Source organism: Rhodobacter xanthinilyticus (assembly GCF_001856665.1).
GTDB classification, from domain to species: domain Bacteria; phylum Pseudomonadota; class Alphaproteobacteria; order Rhodobacterales; family Rhodobacteraceae; genus Rhodobacter; species Rhodobacter xanthinilyticus.
The window spans coordinates 1,655,921-1,673,283 of sequence record NZ_CP017781.1 but is presented as its reverse complement, the minus strand read 5'-3'; the positions used below and the strand labels follow the sequence as shown (position 1 = coordinate 1,673,283).

The following is a 17,363-nucleotide window of genomic DNA, read 5'->3' as shown; positions in this document are numbered from 1 at the left end:
ACGCCCCCCGCCGCCCCGCGCGGCCAGCGCCCCGCCCGGGCCGGAAGGCGGCCGGCTAGATCGCGCCCCGGTCAATGCCAGACCCGCGCCAAGGGCGCCGGGCCCGAGGGCCGGGGCGGATAGGTCCAGCTATCGACCGAAATCCTTAAACTTGGAGGAAGTGAGCGCGCGCCCCGTTGCGCGGCGCGGCGCGCCTCAGCGCCACAGATCGAGCGGGAACGCGCGTTTCAGCGCCGCGCTGTCAAACACCGGCGCGGCCTCGCCGCCCATCTCGAGCGCCTCCTCGATCGAGCGCGCATAGGCAAAGCTCCCGCGCCCGGTGCCGGCATAATAATCCTGAAACTTGAACAGGTTCTCATGCTCGCTCAGGCGCACATAGCGCGCCGGGATGCCGAAAGCCTCGGCGATCACCACGCCATGCAGCGACGAGGCCACCACGAAACGCGCCGCCACGATATCGGCCACCACCCGATGCCAGCTGCGCATCGGCGAGACGAGCGGCACCCCGGCCGGCAGCGTCACCTCGGTGCCGGCGAGGATATCGTTGAGGTTGGGCACGAAGATCGTGCCGCCCGCGCCGGAGGGCTGAAACCGCCCCTGACACAGCTCGGGCAAGAGCAGCGCCGGGTCGCCGTAGATCTCCGGCACCGCGATCTTGCGCCGCATCAGCCACTCCCGCGTATAGGGCCCGCGCACCGCGCGCACATCGAGCCCGCGATAGCGGTGGAAATGCTCGGGGATCTTGCCATTCACCCCCGAGCCCCAAAGCGTCGCCCCCTCCGGCGCGAAATGGATGATCGAGCCGATCGCGAGCAGGCTGGTGGCCCGCACCGCCTCATCCTCGAGCGTCCGCCCGCGCCGCGCCAGCATCAGCGAGACGATCACCTGCGACAGGTCATCGCCGAAATTGGGCACATTGCGCGGCGATTTCCACGCCACTAGGGACACCATCGGAAATGGCGGCGGCGGCGCCGGTTTGAAGGCGCCAAGCGCGCCGCGCAGCCGCTGGCGCAGCCGCCGCACCGGCGCTGGCACGAACTTTGCGATCGAAGTCATCTGGACCCTCCGTTGAGCCAGCAGGTGATCGTGGTGTTCACCCGGTGTTTGCGCCAGGCAACCGCGACACTCACCCCGGCGATCACCAGCATCGAACAGGCATTGGCAATCGCGCAGCCAAGCGCCCCATAGGCGGGGATCAACAGCAGATCGAGCCCGAGATTGACCGCGAGCGCCATCCACACCGCGCGCGCCGCCCACCGCTCCTCGCCGATCATCGACAGAACCGAATTGCACGGCCCCGCCAGCAGCACGAAGAGCACCCCCAGAACATAGATCCGCATCGCCCAGGCGCCCTCGGCAAAGGCCGCCCCGAAAACCGACATCGCCTCGCGCGGCCAGATCCAGAGCCCGAGCGTGATCGGCAGGCCGGTCACCACGAAGATCGCCACCATCAGCCGGGTGATCTTGCGCACCCGTTCGAGATCGCCCCGCCCGAAGGCCTCGGCGAGCTGCGGCTTGTATTGCAAGATCACGATCGCCCGCACCAGCCCGGCCATCTCCGCCACCCGCGACGCCACCCGCACGAGCGCCACCTGATCGGGCCCGGCAAACACCCCGGTGAGCAGAACATCCATATGCTGACCCAGCACAAACCCCAGAGAAATCAGCGAAAAATGCCAGCCGCTGCGCAACAGCTCGGCCGCGCCCGGGATCTCGCCCTCGCTCGAGCCATCGCGCGGCGTCTGCCGGGCGAGCCGTTGCAGCACCGGCCAGATCAGCAGGATCGACACGAGGAGGCTGCTGCCGATCGCGAGCCCATAGACGAGCATCACATTGCGCAGATCGACCACGCCGAGCCCCCAGATCGCCAGCGTGCCGAGGATCATCAGCACCGGATAGGCGATCTGGCTGCCCAGGATCGAGCGCCCGACGAGCTTGGCGCCGAGCGCGACACTCTCGACATATTTGCGCCCGAGCACGAGCGGCAGCGCCAGCGCCACCCCCGCCAGCGCGAGCCCGTAGCCGCCGCCCAGCCCGCTGCCCAGAAACAGCGCCCCGAAGCCCACCGCCAGCCCGAGCACGAGCGGCACCTGCCAGCGCCCGATCAGCCGCCGCAGCGCCAGCCACCGCCCCGACCGCGCAAAGCCCTCGAGCCCGCTGCGCGCCACATCGCGCATCATCAGCTGATCCAGCCCGATCGACAGCACCAGCACCGCCAGCGCCGAGACCGAAAGCGCGAAGGACAGGCTACCGAAGGTCTCCCGCCCGATCAGCCGCGTCATCACCAGCGTTTGCAGAAAGGTCAGCCCGATCGCCGCGAAGCGGATGCTCAGGAGCCGGCCGAGTTGTTTCCACACGCCGCTCACCTCGCCCCGTCCCCCGCCAGAACCGCGCGGTAGAAGGCCGCGGTGCTCTGCGCGATCCGCGTCCAGTCGAAGGCCGACATATCCGGCACCGCCGCGCGCAAACGCAAGGCCCGCGCCGCGCTCAGCGCCGCCTCGAGCTGCGCGCCATCGAGTTCGCCCGCAATCAGCCGCACCCAGTCGCCGCCCACCTGCCCCTGCAATTCGCGAAACAGCGCCGCATCCGAGGCGAGAATCGGCCGCCCCGCCGAGAGCGCATAGATCGCCACCCCGGAGTTCAACACATCCGCATAGGGCAGCACCACCAGATCCGCCGCCCGGATCGCCTCCAGAAGCTCCGCATCGGGGATGAACCGGTCCTCGAACACCACCTCCCCCGCACGCGCCTGCGGCACCTTGGCCAGCAGATCGAGCAGCCGCTCGTCCGGGATCGTCAGGCTCATCTTCCCCGAAATCCGCAGCCGCGCCCGCCCGGCGGGGATCTCGAGAAAGGCCGCCAACAGCTTCCAGACATTCTTGTAGCGCGAAATCGAGCCAAACAGGATCGCCTGCGGCGCCGAGCCGGGCTCCACCGGCGCGGGCGAGAGCGCGCCGATCACCGGCGCATAGCTGCCATGCGGGATCACCGCCGCGAGCTTGCGCGCGAGCGCCGGCGCCTCGGCCCGCGCCTGCGCGGCGGAGGCCTCGGTCATGAAGATCACCCCGTCGATCCGCCCCAGAAACCACGGCCAGAACCAGCGCTCGAGCCGCGCGCCGTTTTGCTGCTCGGCCCGGCGCAGGTTATGCGCCGTCCAGACCACCTTGATCCCGCGCACCCGCGCCAGCGCCATCGCCCCGCGCAGCGCCAAGAGCCGCGGCCAGAACCGCCAGCCCTTGCCCGCCGCGAGAAACACATCAGGCCAGTGCAGATGCCAGATCTCGGGCGCCGGCCGCGCCAGCAGCCCGCGCATCGAAAACTCGGCCACCTCGGCGCCGCCCTGCCCCTCGAGCGCGCCATAAAGCAGGCTCTGGAACGGGTTGCGCGCCGCATTGGCCCGCGCCGGCCAGGCAAGCACCCGCATCGCCCCGCCGCCGGTCCGCTCTTGCTGCCCCGGCGCCCTTGCCCCCGTCGTCATGCCCGCGCACTCTCCCAATAGATCACCTCGGGCGCCACCAGCCCCCGCAGCGTCTCGCAATCTCGCGCATAGATCTCGCGCAGCACCGCCTCGGTCTGCGCCGAGAGCCGCGGCCGCTCCTGCCCGCGCCACCGCGCCAGCCCCTCCACCGCCCGCGACATCACCGCCCCGAGCGCGCGCACCGGCAAGACCCGCGGCTCGCGCCGGTAGGTGCCCGCGATCGGACGCGTCTTCACGAGGCTGGCGAGCCGCGCATAGGGCAACAGCCCGATGTCATAAAGCCCCTCATTGGCCCGCTCGATCGGCTGCGCGGCAAGGCTCTGCCCCTCCTGCGCCAGCCCCAGATGGCGCCGACACGCCGCCAGCGCCGCCTGCGGATCCTTGCTGACCAGGGTCTGCGGCAGGAACAGGAACCGCTCGCGCGGATAATGCTCGAACCAGCGCGCGATATACTGGCCATAAAGCCCGTAGCTGATCACACTCGCCGCCCGGTCGCCCCGCCCCGCCCGCCAGGCCTCGATCGACCGCAAGATCCCCTCGTCGAGCCCATGCACCGGCAGATGCCCGTGCCGCACCAGATAGAGATAGCTCGACACCGCCCGGCTCACCGGCTCGCGCAGCACCGCAATGAACCGCGCCTGCGGCAACACCGCCGAGATCCGCGCGATCGCCTCGTCCGAGCACAGATAATCGGGCCGCTTGATGCCGCGCAACTGCGCCCCGCGATGGGCCTGCGCAAAGCCGAGCCAGGGCGCCCGGCCGAAATCGGGGTCCTCGAAAAACGCACTCTCCCCCGCCGGCATGGCGATCTCGGGCGCCGCCCGCAGCGCCCCCTGAAGCGCCGAGGTCGCGGCTTTCTGAGCGCCCAGAATGACAAAGTCGATCGACGGCTCAACCGATGGCATGCGACGACGCGCCTCCGTTCTTGATTGCGGAAGGGTTCAGTTCAGGGCCCTCGCCCTGAGACGCGGCCCGGCGCGCGCGCTGGCGATAGGCGCCCCGCGCCAGAATCGGGCGTCGGCGCAAGAGCAGGCTCCCGGTCGCCCAGAACAGGAACAGGGCAAACCAGGTCAGAAAGTGGTTCTGGTTATGGTTTGACGCGGCAAACAGCGATGCATGCATCCCGGCAATCACCGTGACCACCAGGAGATTGCTGTCGATGACGTTCCGATCGGCAAACTGCAAAAACCGCCGCCGGAACAAGACACTCGCCCACAGGAAAATCAGCACCGCAACGCCAAAGCCAAATCCGCCGAGCCCGACGAGAAACTGCAGGTAGGTATTATGCAGCCCCCAAGCCCCGGGAAACTCGAAACCAATTCCGAGCAGCGGGGAACTCTCCAGATAGGCGATCCCGGTATCCCACTTTTCGTATCGGTCCGCGACCGAAGCAGTGCCGTTGACCGCCGCGGAATACCCGGTTTGCAACACATTCAAGGATGAGCTCACCAGACTATCTGGCAACAGCATGATAACGATCACCGACAGCACGGCCGCGCCGAACGCGCCCTTCAAGGCCCGCCCGGCATCGAGCGACACGAAAGCAATGATCACGCCAAGCGCGAATGTGATATAGGCAGCGCGCGTCGTGGCAAGCGCCATCCCGATGAACCCCAAGACAAAAACCGACCACAGGAGTTTCTTTCCGATATTCGTGTCGCGGCGCAGAATCAGCGCCAGAGCGGCGACGCTGAAAAAGGACGCCATCGTCCCAAATTCATTCGGATAAGATCCGGGACTGAAACGCAAAAACCCGTAACCTTCCTGCGTCATCACGTTGAACATCTCATATTGCGCGCGCGGCAAACCGGCGAAACGGACACCAAAATAAAGAATGGCGCCAAGAACCGAGACGAAAAGAAACCCCTGAAAGGAGAGCCTGACCCAGCGCCAGACCTGTTCTGTTCCCTTGGAAAGCGCGTGCCATGCCGCGAACAGGAAAAAGGCGACAATCAGCGAATGGACCGCCAAGCGCACAACCGGAAACGTATTGATCGAAAGCCCCGGCGGCAAGTCATCGAGATGCAAGACAATCGACGCAAGCGCGTTGATGACATAGGCAAGCCAGACAACAAAAATCGGCAAAGTCGACTTGTATCGCAGGAAGTAGAAAAACGAAAAGGGCAGGATCAGAAAGAAGAAGCGCAAGGATTCGCCCGGCAGGCCCGGCAACAACGCTTTCCCGATTGGCGCGGTGAAAAAGACCGAGCTCACGAAAAGCACCGAAGGGCTTAGCGCGAGAAATGACTTTTCCTTGTAACCATAAGCCATTCTAGTCTCGCTCGATTTCGGCGCGCCACTGCTCCGCCACGGAGATGGCCGAATAGCTCTCGGCGAGCGGCGCCTGTGCGGCGCGCAGGCTGTCCAAAGCGGCGCGATCTTGCGCAAGGCGGGCGATCTCGGCCTCGAACCCGGCGTGATCTTCCTGATCGAACAGCCCTGCCCCGCCGGCCGCGGCGAGGATCCCGCGCGGGCCGATATGGTCGGAGCATAGCACCGCCATCCCGGCCGCCAGCGCCTCGATGATCACGATCCCGAAGAGCTCCTCCCAGCCCTCGCTGCGCTGCGAGGGCAGCACCAGAACGTCATGGCCCGCCATGATCCGCGCAAGCTCCGCCCGGTCCGAGATCCGCCCGAGCGCGCGCACCCCCGCGCCCGCCCGCGCCACCTCCGCCGCGAGCGGCCCATCGCCCACCACCGTCAGGCTCACCCCCCACGCCGCGAGCCGGGGCATCATCTCGAGGAGCGTCAAGAGCCCCTTCTTGCGCGACAGCTCCCCCACGAACAAGAGCCGCAGCCCCGAACCCGCCTCGGGCCGCCCCGCCGCCCGCGCGGTCCCCGCCGCAAAGAACACCTCCGGCACCGCATGCGGCACGACCGTCGCCGCCACCCCCATCTCGCGCGCCAGCGAGGCCTGCACCGCCGGCGTCACCGCGATGGTGCGCACATTGGGGTCGCGCAAGAACGCCCGCCAGCGCCGCATCATCGCCGCGCGAAACACCCCCGGCCAGGGCTGGCGCGGCGTCTGCCCGGCGCGCCAGTCATGCCAGGAGGTGTGGTAGAGAATGCGGTTGCGCCGCGCCAGATGACGATAGACCAGCAGCCGCCAATCCCAGGGCGCAAAGCCGATCACGATCACCTCGCCCGCCACCCGCCCCGCGGTGAGCCGGAACCACAGATCCGCCAGCGCGTTCTTCGTGCGCTGCGCCACCGGGGTCTTGTCGATCAGCCCCGCGCGCAGCCATTCCTTCGCGACGCTGTAGCGATGCGCGCCGACAAGCTCGACCGCGCCCCGTTCGGCCAACAGGTACAGCGCGGGGAAATATTTCTGCGGGTTGGTCTCATGGAGAAGACGCAGGCGCGGCCGGCTCATCGCAGCCCCTCGCACAGCGCGATCAGCCCCTCGGCCTGCGCGCGCCAGCTGTAGCGCGCCGCCTGCGCCCGCGCGCGCGCCGCATAGTCGTGCCAGAGCGCCGGATCCTCCATCACAGAGCGGATCGCGGCGGCGATCTGCCCCTGATCCTCGGGCTCGAAATAGAGCGCCGCCTCGCCGCAGCGTTCGGTCAGGCTAGGGATCCGCGAGACGAGTGCCGGGCAGCCGAAACTCATCGCCTCGATCGGCGGCAGCGGCGAGGCCTCGTAAAACGACGGGAACAGCAAGAACCGCGCTCCGCGATAGGCGGCGTGGATGGTCGCGGCATCGTTGATCTGGCCGCGGAACTCGAGCCGCGCGGCCAGATGCGCGGGCACCGAGATCTGCACCCCCTCGAAACTCGCCCCGCTCGCGCCGATCACCACGAAGCGCATCTGCGGATAGGCCTCGAGAAAGGCGATCGCGGCGCGCAACAGCCCCTCGGCGTTCTTGCGCCGGGTAAGCGAGCCGACATAAAGCCCGTAGCCGCGGCTCTCCATCGGCGCGAGCGGCACGGCCGCCACCGACTGCGCCACCGCATCGCTCAGCCCGCCGTTTTGCAAGAAGCTCAGCCGCCCATCGCCCGCCAGCGCCGGATAGGCGGTCACGATCGCCCGACGTTCCGCATCGGAGACGGTGACCACCGCCTGCGCCTTGCGCAAGATCACCGGGATCAGCGCCCCGTAAAGCGCCCGGAACTTCCAGTCATAGGCGGCCGGGAAATACTTGTAGGAGAGGTCATGGACCATCGCCACGGTCGGCCGGCCGCGCGCGAGAACCCGCGCGAGCGGCGCGGTGTTGCCAAGACACAAGAGCGGCTCCGCCCCCGCCATCCGCGGCAGTTCGAGCTGTTCCCACAGATGGCCGGTGAAGCGCCCACCCCGCTCGGGCCGGATCGCCTCGAGCGCCGGCGGCGCCACCAGATCGCCGCGCGCCGGCAGCAACAGCCGCGGCGGCGCGATCTTCCCGGCCACCGCCAGCGCATCGAACTCGGCCAGCAGCTCGCGCGCCACCCGCTGCACCCCGGTCACCGATTGCATGAGGAATCGGCCATTGATGGAAAAGCTGGAAGCCGGATCGGTCACGCGTCAGTCCCTGTTGCTGAGCTTTTCAGAAAGCGTATTTTCCCCGGCAAAACAAGTGCAGACTGGCTCAAACGGGGCCATCCCGCGGGCAGGTTTCTCCGGCTGCGAAAATTTAGGCAAACATGAAAAAGGCAACAGCCTCATGACGCAGGACGGGGCGTGCCCCGCCGCGCCTCGATGTGAAAAAGCGGCCGGCCTTCGTCAGGAAGACCGCCCGCGAAAAGCCCGTCGCGCCCGGGACAGGCGGGCGGCGCGGGCCAGAGAGTGCGCCCCCGACCGGGCCGGAGCGGGGCGGGCCGGCGCGGCGCGGGCCGGCGCGGGGCCTGCCGCCCCCCTCGCCGCTCTCAGGACAGCGCAAACCCGTGGATCCCGGTCGCGGTGGTGCCGGTGGCCAGCACCCGGCGCACGCCCACCGGCAAGATCGCACCATCGCCCAGCGTCACGGTCCGGGTCTGGCCCGCGCGCGAGACAAAGCGCAGCGCGCCCGCGGTTTCCACCATGACCGCCACGACGACCTGGCTCAGATCGGCACTGTCGGAAGGCGTGATCGGCAGCAGATCGACCGCGGGGCCCTCGAGCGACAGGGCCGTGTTATGGAAAGGATCAGTCATCTTGGTCTCCTTGTGAGAGAGAGCCCGCCCCCGGGTCGGGCGCGGGTCTCGAATGGTCCCCAAGGATTAGGTCAAATGTGCTGACAACTGCTTGGAGCAGCGTGCGCTGCCCCCGGCCCCCGCCTCACTCGACGTAATATTTCGACCCATAGCTCGCATAGGCGCCATAGCGGCCATATTTGCCGCCATAGCCATAGGCTTTCATCCGCTCCGGGTCGATCTGCGCGAGCACGAAGCCGGTGATCGGCTGGTTGACCGTCTCGAACATCGAGACCGCCTCCTGCAGCTGACCGCGGCTGGTATCGTCCCATTTGACGGTGAACAGAACCGCATCGGCCGAGCTGGCGATGATTCTCGCATCGGGCACCACGAGCACGGGCGGCGTGTCGATGATGATGTAATTGAACCGCGTGCGCAGCTCCTCGACCAGCGACTTCCAGGCATCGGACATGAACAGATCCGCCGCGTTGACCGCCGAACGCTCGCCCATGATCAGCGACAGCCCGATGCTGTCGTCATGCGCCACGACCGTCTCGAGCGTCGCGCGCCCCGAGAGCAGCGACACCAGCCCCGGGCGTTTTTCGAACTGCGGGAAATACTGGCCAAGCGTGTTGCGCCGGATGTCGCCCTCGATCAGCAACACCGATTTGCCGATGCCGACGAGGTTCATCGCGAGACCGAGCGAATTGGTGGTCTTGCCTTCGCCGGGCAGCGACGAGGTCGACAAGATCACCTGCGGCGGCTTGTCGACATTGGAAAGCAGCACCGAGGTGCGCAAATTGCGGATCGCCTCCATCGCCGCCGAGGCCGGCTTGTCGCGCAGATAGGCCAGAATCGCGCCCCGGTCGGCACCCTCGACGAGCGGGATCTGCCCCATCACCACGCCGCCGATCTCGTCCTCGAGCTCGCGCGCACTGCGGAACCCCGAGCGCATCATGTGCCGCCCGAGCACCGCGCCCACCCCGATCAGCGCGCCGAGCAGCGTCGCCATCACCACCACCAGCTTCTTGCGCGGCGCGGTCGGGAATTGCGGGCGCACCGCGGCCGAGAGCACCCGGCTGTCGGCTTGCTGGATGCCCTGCTGCGCCGAGGATTCCTTCAGCCGCGACAGGAAATATTCGTAAAGCGCCCGGCTCGCCTCGGCCTCGCGGGTGAGCTGCTGGAGCTTGATCTGATCATCGCCCTGCGAGGAGATCTGCGCCGAAAGGGCCTGCCGCGAGCGCTCGAGCGCCGCCGCCTGATCCTTCAGCCGCGCCACATCGAGCCGCGCCCGCGCCACCACCTGATCGTAGCGCGCCGCCAGATCCTCCGCCGTGACCCCCGCCTCGCCGCGGTCGAGCCGGCGCGCCAGATCGGACATCTGCGCATCATTGGCGAGCTTGAGCCGCTCGACGGGATCGGTCTGCGCCTCGAGCTGCGCCAGCCGGTCGACGGCCGCATCGCGCTCGCGCTCGGTCGCGCCCAGACGTTCGCGCAGATCCTTGAGCTGCGCCTCGAGCAGCGTCAGCGTCTCGGCCGAAACGAGCGAGGTCTGGGTGTTGAAGGCCTTGACCTTCTCCTCCGCCGCCTCGAGCTCGAGCTTGAGCGTCGAGACCCGGTTGGCCAGCCACTCGGTCGCCTGTTCGGTGGCGTCGAATTTCATCTCGATCTGGTTGACGATATAGGTATCGGCCAGCGTATCGGCGAGCAGCTTGGCCTTTTGCGGGTCTTCCGAGGTCACGCTGATCGCGAACACATAGCTCGAGGGCTGGTTCTTCACCGTCACCGCCGTGAGCAGGTTGCTCACCGTCGATTCGAGCTGACGCTCCGCGCTCGGCGGCTGCGCGTCGCGCAGCGCGCCCAGCATCTTGCCGATCAGCCCGGGCTCGCGCAGGCTCGTGTTGAACTCCGGGTCGCTCACGAGATCGAGCTTCTCGACCACCTTCTGCGCCAACCCGCGCGAGCGGATCACCTCGACCTCGGTGTTCAGCTCCGCGGAATCGCCGGTCAACCCATTGACCATCCCCGCAAAATCGACCGCCTGCGGCTTGCGCGTATCGAGCATCACCACCGCGCTTGCGGTATAGATCGGCACCGCGACGAAGCTGACATAGGCCGCCGAGATCACCGCGAGCGCAACCGCCGCCGCCGCGATCGGCTTCCAGCCCGCGCGCAGAACCTGAACCAGCTCCATCAGGTTGACCTGATCCTCCTGCGGCGCCCCGACCGGCATGTTTCTGGAACTCATCACATCCTTCATCGCAGGAGCCTTCTCGCTTCGCTTCATTCGTTAATCCACGCCCTAGCGGCTCTGCGCCAACAAACCATGACAGCGCCCCGGCTTTCGCCCGTCTTCACCCGTTTTGATGATTTTTCCGGCATCGGAGCGAGAGACTGCCGGTTTTGATAGCTAGAATTCGAATCCCTGTCTAGCGGCGCCGCGCCTCGATCTCGAGCACCCGCGCCCCGGCCGGGGTGATCACCACCGCGCTCAGCCGCCCCGTCGCAAAGGCGCCGGTGTCGACGGAAATGACTCCCGCCTCGACGCGCGCGCGCTCCACGATCACATGGCCATGCGCCACCCAAAGCCCGTCGGTGCGCGGCCGCCGCCCAAAGTCCTCATGCCCCCAGGTGAGCGCCTGCGGCTCCTGCAAGGGCAAAGGCCGGCGCGGATCGGCCCCGGCATGGGTCACCAGCAGGTTGCCGCTTTGCCAGGCCCGCGGCAGCCCGCGCAGCCAGGCCTCGGTGCCCTCCCCCAGCGCCGCGCGCAGCGCGTCGCGGATCTGCGCCCGCGCCCCGGCCTCGGGGCGCGCGCCGCTCACCGCCACCCCGTAACTCGCCAGCGTCTGCATCCCGCCATGGCGCAGCCACGCCGCCCCGCCCTGCGGATCGTCGAGAAAGCGCAGCATCATCTCCTCATGATTGCCGAGCAGCACCCGCGCCCGCGCGAGCCCGCGCACCCGCTCCAGCACTGCGGCGCTGTCCTCGCCCCGGTCGATCAGATCGCCCACGAAGACCGGCACCGCCGCCGCGTCCTCCTCGGCCAACCGCGCCAGCAACGCCTCGAGCAGATCCGCCCGGCCATGCACATCGCCGATGATCGCCACCGGCTCTTGCGGCGCGGGAGGGTTCCAGCACCTTTCCTCGGTGCCTTGCGGCGCCGTCGCGCGGCGCGGGCGCCCGAACGCGCGGGCAAGAGACCGAAACATGGCCTGACCTCCGACAGGCGCAGCAGAAACTCTCCCGGCGCCGGGCGCCATTCTCCCCCATGCCCCCGCCCGAGACAACCCCGCCCGAGACACGCCGCCCGAAACACCCCGCCCGAAACACGCCGCCCCGGAGCGCCGCACGCCCTGACGCGCGGGGGAATCTGACGCGGCGGCACCCAGCCCGCGCCCGCCCGCCTGCCCCACCCCGCAGAACGCCCCCCGATCGCATCCGCACTCTGCCCAGCGAAGCGCCAACCCGCCGCGCAGCGCTGCGATTTTGCCCAGAAAAACGGCATTTCCCGGATCCCCGCGCCGCAGCGCAGCAAAAGACTGCAAAGATCCTCCCAGATGGTTAAAAGACTGTTACCGAAACTCGGTAGTGTCAGCGCGGCCGACTAAAGTTTGCGCAAGTGATGAGTGAATAAGCGTAACATTTACCGCTGAAGTCATCGGGGAAGAATTCGCCGATCAACACCCGATTGTTCGCGAAACCGTGAGGTTTGAATGGCTTATAGAGATTTCTCCGAGACCCGGGTTCAGGCCTCTGGCCTGCGGGACACCCATCTTGCGCATGCCCCGCTCGCCGCGGTGCGCTTCAAAGCCCCGGCCGACAGCCTCTACAACCGATTCGGCAAACGCCTTCTCGACCTCGTCCTCGCGGTGCTGATGCTGCCGGTGCTGATCCCGGTGATCGCGCTGCTGACGGTTCTGGTGCGCCGCGACGGCGGCCGGGCGTTCTTCATCCAGCCCCGTGTCGGCCGCGACGGGCGGGTGTTCAACTGCTACAAATTCCGCACGATGATCGAGAACGCCGAGGCGGTGCTCGAACAGATGTGCCGCGACAACCCCGCGGTGGCGGCGGAATGGGAAACCTACCAGAAGCTCTCGAACGATCCGCGGATCTCGCGCGTCGGGCGGTTCCTGCGCGCCAGCAGCCTCGACGAGCTGCCACAGATCTTCAACGTCCTGCTCGGCGACATGAGCTTCGTCGGCCCGCGCCCGTTCCTGCCCTCGCAAAAAGCGCTCTATGACGCCGCCCATGGCCGCGCCTATTACGATCTGCGCCCCGGCATCACCGGGCCCTGGCAGGTCTATGGCCGCTCCGCGACCACCTTCGTGGCGCGTGTGGGCTATGACGAGACCTATCTGAAGGATCTCGGGCTGCGCGCCGATCTCGAGTTGCTGGTGAAAACGGTCAGCGTCGTGTTCCGCCGCACCGGCGCCTGAGCGCCCCCCGGCGGCCGCGCCGCCGGGCGCGCGTTGCACAGATGCCGCACGCGCGCTCCAAATCCTCGCCCCAGGACGCTCGCGGAAATAGTATCTGGCCAAGCAGACCCGGATCCCGCAGTTCTAACGACAGATCCCGCCGTGCCCGAGACCAGATGACGAACGCCCTTACCTCCACCGCGATCCCGCTCTTGCTGTGTGCCGCGCTCGGCTGGGCTGGCCTGCCCGCCCGGGCCGACGGGCTGTCGAGCTACGGCACCCCCGGGCTGATCGACATGCCGAGCGCCACGCCGGTCAAGGACGGGCTGCTGATCGACACGCTCAGCGCCCTGCCCGAGCATTACCGCAATTCGACCGCGTTCCAGATCACCCCGCGGATCTCGGGCGTGTTTCGCTACAGCATCCTCGAGAACTTCGGCGACAGGGGCAACCCGAACCGCTACGACCGCAGCTTCGATCTGCATGTGCAGCTGCGCGACGAGGGGCAATATTGGCCCGCCCTCGCCCTTGGCCTGCGCGATTTCGGCGGCACCGGGCTGTTCAGCTCGGAATATGTCGTCGCCTCGAAACATTTCGGCCCGAAATGGACGGTGACGGGCGGCATGGGCTGGGGGCGGCTGGCCAGCTACGGCGGGTTTTCCAACCCGCTCGGCGCGATCTCGGACCGTTTCAAGACCCGCCCCGGCGGGATCACCAACATCACCCAGACCGGCCGGGTCAACCTCAAGCAGTTCTTCCGCGGCGATGCGGCGCTCTTTGGCGGCATCGAATATCAGCTCAATGACCGCACCCGGCTGATCGCGGAATATTCCTCCGATGATTACGCCACCGAAGTGCGGCGCATGGGCTTCGAGCACAAGACGCCGATCAACCTCGGGGTGGAGTATCAGGCCTCGCGCAACCTGCGGATGGGGCTGTTCACCATCGGCGGCGCGCAGATCGGCGCCAAGCTCACCTATGTCATCGACCCGCGCGCGCCGAGCTTCCCGGGCGGGGCGGAAAAGGGCTACGAGCCGCTGCGCCCGCGCGTCGAGCTGGCCGGGCTCGGCTGGGACGAGGCCGATGGCACCGCCAACCGCGCGCGCCTCGATCAGGCGCTGCGCCGGCAGGGGCTGACGCTCGAAAGCTATCGCCAGACCGGCGCCGCGGCCGAGATCGTGCTCGACAACCGCCGCTATCCGGCCTCGGCCCAGGCGCTCGGCCGCGCCGCGCGGGCCATGGCCAACAGCCTGCCGCCCGAGATCGACCGGTTCGAGATCGTGCTGGCGCGCGGCGGCGTGCCGCAAACCCGCGTGAGCCTGCGCCGCAGCGATCTCGAGGCGCTCGAACATGCCGAGGACGGCAGCTGGAAGAGCTTCGCCCGCGCCCAGATCTCCGATGCGCCGAGCCGCCTGCCGCCCGATCCGGGCGTCTATCCGCGCCTCGAGGGCCGGCTTGGCCCCTATTACGCGCTTGGCATCTTCGACCCGGATGCGCCGCTGCGCTATCAGCTTGGCGCCGAGTTCGAGACCACCAGCCGGATCGCGCCGGGGGTCTCGGTCTCGAGCACCCTGCGCGTGCCCCTCGTCGGCACGCTCTCCGAAAGCACCCGCCCGTCGAATTCGATCCTGCCCCATGTCCGCTCCGACCAGGCGCTCTATGACAAGGCCGACGGGCTGCTGATCAACCGGCTCACCGCGGATTACCTGTTCCGGCCCGGGCCCGATCTCTTCGGCCGGCTCTCGGCGGGCTATCTCGAGCAGATGTATGCCGGGGTTTCGGCCGAGCTGCTCTGGGCGCCGGTCAACAGCCGCCTCGCGCTCGGCGGCGAGATCAACTATGTCGCGCAGCGCGATTTCGACCAGCGCTTCGGGCTGCAAGATTACCGCGTCGCGACCGGGCATCTGTCGGCCTATTACGATTTCGGCGGCGGCTATCTGGGCCAGCTCGATGTCGGGCGCTACCTCGCCCGCGACTGGGGCGCGACCTTCTCGCTCGACCGCGAATTCGACAACGGCTTCAAGGTCGGGGCGTTCTTCACCCTCACCGATGTCCCCTTCGACGATTTCGGTGAAGGCTCCTTCGACAAGGGCATCCGCTTCTCGATCCCGACCGACTGGCTGACCGGCCAACCCGCGCAGGGCGGCCTCGGCCAGACGATCCGCCCGGTGCAACGCGATGGCGGCGCACGTCTGGCGATCGCCAACCGGCTCTACGCGCAGGTCCGCGCCGACCGCACGACCGAGCTCGAGGATCGCTGGGGCAAGTTCTGGAGATGAGCATGACCCGCGCCCTGCCCGTGATTCTCGCCCCGCTGCTGGCCGCCCTGATCGGCCTGACGGGCTGCGCCAATACCGAGATCACCCTGCTCTCGCCCGCGATCGAACAGGCCGCGCGCCGCTTCAGCCGCGCCGAGGCCGCCCCCGTGCCGGCCTTCGCCGCCGCCGACCGCGCCGGCGCGCCGGTGATGATCGCCGCGCTCGACAAGACCCCGGACCGCGCCGCCGCCTTCTTGCGCCAGAGCGTCTCGCAAGACGGGGTGAGCACCTGGATCACCCTCGATGGCAGCCAGATGATGTTCCGCGACGGCCTGCTGGTCGGCACCCGCGGGCTCACCGGCGATGTCCTGGCCGCCGATGCGGGCGAAAGCGCCGCGCTGATCCGGGCCTTGGGCACCGGCGTCGCGACGCGGATCATGACCGTGATCGACGGCGAGGATCAGGCCCGCCGCCTCGCCTTCCGCTGCCAGATCGCGCCCAACCGCGCCGATCTCGTCGATCTCGGCCCGATTCAGGTGCAAACCCGCACCGTCGTCGAAGACTGCCGCGGCAATGGGATGGATTTCGTCAATTATTACTGGCTTGAGCCGCGCAGCCGCGAGATCATCCAGTCTGGCCAATGGGCCGGGCCGTCCAACGGCAAGATTTCGATGCGCAAGGCCCTGCGCTGAACGGGCAGAAGAGAGAGTGAGAACATGAAGGCGCGTTTGATCCTGGCTGGTCTGCTGGCAACTACCCTCGCGGGCTGCGGTGTGATTTACCACGGCACCGGGGTCAGCCCCGGGGTGACCGACCAAGGCAAGGTGCGGGTGCTGCCGATCACGCCCGAATCGGTGCTGACGGCCAATCACGACCCCTATACGCCGCGCAGCCTGCCCGCCGCCTTCTCGCAAACCGCGGGCACCACGGGGGGGCTGACCTCCGCGCCGCCCGCCGCCGTCTATGAGCGCCAGTCGCGCCCGGCCTCGGTCGAAACGCTGCTGCCGCCGCCGCGGCAACCCGAACCCTACCGCATCGGCGTCGGCGATGTGGTGCTGCTCGCCACGCCGAAATCGGGCAATACGGTCGAACAGCTCGCCGGCGTGCTCGCGGCGGAAAACTCGCGTCAGGGCTATACCGTGCAAGACGATGGCACGATCTCGATCGCCAATGTCGGGCGCGTCGAAATCGCCGGCCAGACCATCGAGGATGCCGAGGCGACGCTCTTCCAGCGCTTCCTCGACAAACAGGTCGACCCCACCTTCTCGCTCGAGATCTCCGAGTTCAACTCGAAGAAGGTCACGATCGGCGGCGCGGTGGTGAAACCGACGGTCGAACAGATCACCCTCTCGCCGCTCTACCTCGATCAGGCGATCAGCGACGCGGGCGGCACCACCTCGGGCGAGCTCGATTACACGCTCGTGCGGCTCTACCGCGAGGGCAAGCTCTACCAGGTGCCGCTCAAGGATGTCTATGCGCGCAAGGGCGGGCGGATCCTGCTCGCCGCCGGCGACATCATCTTCGTCGATGCCGAATATGACCTGGCCAAGGCCGAGGGCTATTTCGAACAGCAACTCAAGCTCGGCAGCTACCGCCAGACCGAACTCGCCGCGCTGCAAAACGAGATCGCGCTGCGCCGCGCCGGGCTCTCGGAAGAGCGCGACACCTTCAACGCGCGCCTCGAACTCGGCGCCGAGAAACGCGACTACGCCTATCTGACCGGCGAGGTCGGCAAGCAAAGCCGCTTCGCCCTGCCCTTCAATGAAAAGGCCAGCCTCGCCGATGCGCTCTATGATGGCGCGGGCGGGCTGCCGGCCAAGACCGCGAACCCGAAACATATCTATGTGCTGCGCGGCAGCAGCGACCCGCTCGAATATCAGTCGATCACCGCCTGGCATCTCGATGCGCGCAATGCTGCGGCGATGCTGCTCGCGACGCGCTTCGAGCTGCACCCCAATGATGTGGTCTATGTCGCTGCGCAGCCGGTGACCCATTGGTCGAATGTCGTCAATGCGATCACCCCGAGCCTGCTGATCAGCTCGGTCAACGCCGCGACCAACTGAGACGCCGCCGCACAGCCCCATCGAAAAGCCCGCCCCTGGCGGGCTTTTTCATCTCCGCCCGC

General features: G+C 67.8%; 14 protein-coding genes. 4 read left to right on the top strand and 10 right to left on the bottom strand.

What is annotated here, in order from left to right; translation table 11 throughout:
• Nucleotides 1–195 precede the first annotated feature (195 nt).
• From LPB142_RS08270 to LPB142_RS08225, 10 genes are all read right to left on the bottom strand, one after another.
• Complete coding sequence (locus LPB142_RS08270; protein WP_083392628.1) at nucleotides 196–1,056, bottom strand: polysaccharide pyruvyl transferase family protein; 861 nt, start codon at nucleotides 1,054–1,056, stop codon at nucleotides 196–198.
• On the bottom strand, nucleotides 1,053–2,357 hold the full coding sequence (locus LPB142_RS19390) for an oligosaccharide flippase family protein (protein WP_198037879.1): 1,305 nt from the start codon (nucleotides 2,355–2,357) through the stop codon (nucleotides 1,053–1,055). The genes LPB142_RS08270 and LPB142_RS19390 overlap by 4 nt, the downstream gene beginning before the upstream one ends.
• Nucleotides 2,358–2,362: 5 nt before the next feature.
• Nucleotides 2,363–3,478 carry a glycosyltransferase gene (locus LPB142_RS19020; RefSeq protein WP_071166081.1) on the bottom strand — a complete coding sequence of 372 codons (1,116 nt, stop codon included), beginning with the start codon at nucleotides 3,476–3,478 and terminating at the stop codon, nucleotides 2,363–2,365.
• Nucleotides 3,475–4,383, bottom strand: coding sequence for a sulfotransferase family protein (locus tag LPB142_RS08255; protein ID WP_068765241.1), 909 nt, complete (start codon nucleotides 4,381–4,383; stop codon nucleotides 3,475–3,477). The genes LPB142_RS19020 and LPB142_RS08255 overlap by 4 nt, the downstream gene beginning before the upstream one ends.
• Nucleotides 4,370–5,749 carry an O-antigen ligase family protein gene (locus LPB142_RS08250; protein ID WP_071166080.1) on the bottom strand — a complete coding sequence of 460 codons (1,380 nt, stop codon included), beginning with the start codon at nucleotides 5,747–5,749 and terminating at the stop codon, nucleotides 4,370–4,372. Before LPB142_RS08250 ends, LPB142_RS08255 begins: the two co-directional genes overlap by 14 nt.
• Nucleotide 5,750: 1 nt before the next feature.
• Nucleotides 5,751–6,851, bottom strand: a complete 1,101-nt coding sequence (locus LPB142_RS19795; RefSeq protein ID WP_071166079.1) for a glycosyltransferase family 4 protein — start codon at nucleotides 6,849–6,851, stop codon at nucleotides 5,751–5,753.
• A complete protein-coding gene (locus tag LPB142_RS08240; protein WP_156894350.1) occupies nucleotides 6,848–7,975 on the bottom strand; it encodes a glycosyltransferase family 4 protein in 1,128 nt (375 codons plus the stop codon). The genes LPB142_RS19795 and LPB142_RS08240 overlap by 4 nt, the downstream gene beginning before the upstream one ends.
• 344 nt (nucleotides 7,976–8,319) lie before the next feature.
• Nucleotides 8,320–8,586 (bottom strand): spike base protein, RCAP_Rcc01079 family, encoded by a 267-nt coding sequence (locus LPB142_RS08235; protein WP_068765237.1) that lies wholly within the window; start codon nucleotides 8,584–8,586, stop codon nucleotides 8,320–8,322.
• Nucleotides 8,587–8,710: 124 nt separating this feature from the next.
• Nucleotides 8,711–10,813, bottom strand: coding sequence for a GumC family protein (locus LPB142_RS08230; RefSeq protein WP_083392758.1), 2,103 nt, complete (start codon nucleotides 10,811–10,813; stop codon nucleotides 8,711–8,713).
• 181 nt (nucleotides 10,814–10,994) lie between these two features.
• Complete coding sequence (locus tag LPB142_RS08225; protein WP_083392626.1) at nucleotides 10,995–11,774, bottom strand: metallophosphoesterase; 780 nt, start codon at nucleotides 11,772–11,774, stop codon at nucleotides 10,995–10,997.
• A 504-nt stretch (nucleotides 11,775–12,278) separates the two neighbouring features.
• Between LPB142_RS08225 and LPB142_RS08220 the strand changes: the two genes are divergently transcribed.
• The 4 genes from LPB142_RS08220 to LPB142_RS08205 all read left to right on the top strand — a co-directional run bounded on the left by LPB142_RS08220 (nucleotide 12,279) and on the right by LPB142_RS08205 (nucleotide 17,301).
• Nucleotides 12,279–13,001: a sugar transferase gene (locus LPB142_RS08220; RefSeq protein WP_083392625.1), complete on the top strand. Its 723-nt coding sequence runs from the start codon at nucleotides 12,279–12,281 to the stop codon at nucleotides 12,999–13,001.
• A 155-nt stretch (nucleotides 13,002–13,156) separates the two neighbouring features.
• On the top strand, nucleotides 13,157–15,259 hold the full coding sequence (locus tag LPB142_RS08215) for a YjbH domain-containing protein (protein WP_083392624.1): 2,103 nt from the start codon (nucleotides 13,157–13,159) through the stop codon (nucleotides 15,257–15,259).
• Between the two features lie 2 nt (nucleotides 15,260–15,261).
• Entirely contained in the window at nucleotides 15,262–15,930 is a 669-nt protein-coding gene (locus LPB142_RS08210; RefSeq protein WP_071166076.1) for a YjbF family lipoprotein, read from the top strand.
• 24 nt (nucleotides 15,931–15,954) lie between these two features.
• The gene (locus LPB142_RS08205; RefSeq protein ID WP_198037878.1) at nucleotides 15,955–17,301 is read left to right on the top strand and encodes a polysaccharide biosynthesis/export family protein; all 1,347 of its coding nucleotides are present in this window, start codon (nucleotides 15,955–15,957) and stop codon (nucleotides 17,299–17,301) included.
• The last annotated feature ends 62 nt before the right edge of the window (nucleotides 17,302–17,363 follow it).

Excerpts from the sequence above, each read along its gene's own strand:
- LPB142_RS08270 (WP_083392628.1), bottom strand. The coding sequence starts at position 1,056 with ATGACTTCGATCGCAAAGTTCGTGCCAGCGCCGGTGCGGCGGCTGCGC.
- LPB142_RS19020 (WP_071166081.1), bottom strand. The coding sequence starts at position 3,478 with ATGACGACGGGGGCAAGGGCGCCGGGGCAGCAAGAGCGGACCGGCGGC.
- LPB142_RS08255 (WP_068765241.1), bottom strand. The coding sequence starts at position 4,383 with ATGCCATCGGTTGAGCCGTCGATCGACTTTGTCATTCTGGGCGCTCAG.
- LPB142_RS08250 (WP_071166080.1), bottom strand. The coding sequence starts at position 5,749 with ATGGCTTATGGTTACAAGGAAAAGTCATTTCTCGCGCTAAGCCCTTCG.
- LPB142_RS19795 (WP_071166079.1), bottom strand. The coding sequence starts at position 6,851 with ATGAGCCGGCCGCGCCTGCGTCTTCTCCATGAGACCAACCCGCAGAAA.
- LPB142_RS08235 (WP_068765237.1), bottom strand. The coding sequence starts at position 8,586 with ATGACTGATCCTTTCCATAACACGGCCCTGTCGCTCGAGGGCCCCGCG.
- LPB142_RS08230 (WP_083392758.1), bottom strand. The coding sequence starts at position 10,813 with ATGAGTTCCAGAAACATGCCGGTCGGGGCGCCGCAGGAGGATCAGGTC.
- LPB142_RS08225 (WP_083392626.1), bottom strand. The coding sequence starts at position 11,774 with ATGTTTCGGTCTCTTGCCCGCGCGTTCGGGCGCCCGCGCCGCGCGACG.
- LPB142_RS08220 (WP_083392625.1), top strand. The coding sequence starts at position 12,279 with ATGGCTTATAGAGATTTCTCCGAGACCCGGGTTCAGGCCTCTGGCCTG.
- LPB142_RS08215 (WP_083392624.1), top strand. The coding sequence starts at position 13,157 with ATGACGAACGCCCTTACCTCCACCGCGATCCCGCTCTTGCTGTGTGCC.
- LPB142_RS08210 (WP_071166076.1), top strand. The coding sequence starts at position 15,262 with ATGACCCGCGCCCTGCCCGTGATTCTCGCCCCGCTGCTGGCCGCCCTG.
- LPB142_RS08205 (WP_198037878.1), top strand. The coding sequence starts at position 15,955 with ATGAAGGCGCGTTTGATCCTGGCTGGTCTGCTGGCAACTACCCTCGCG.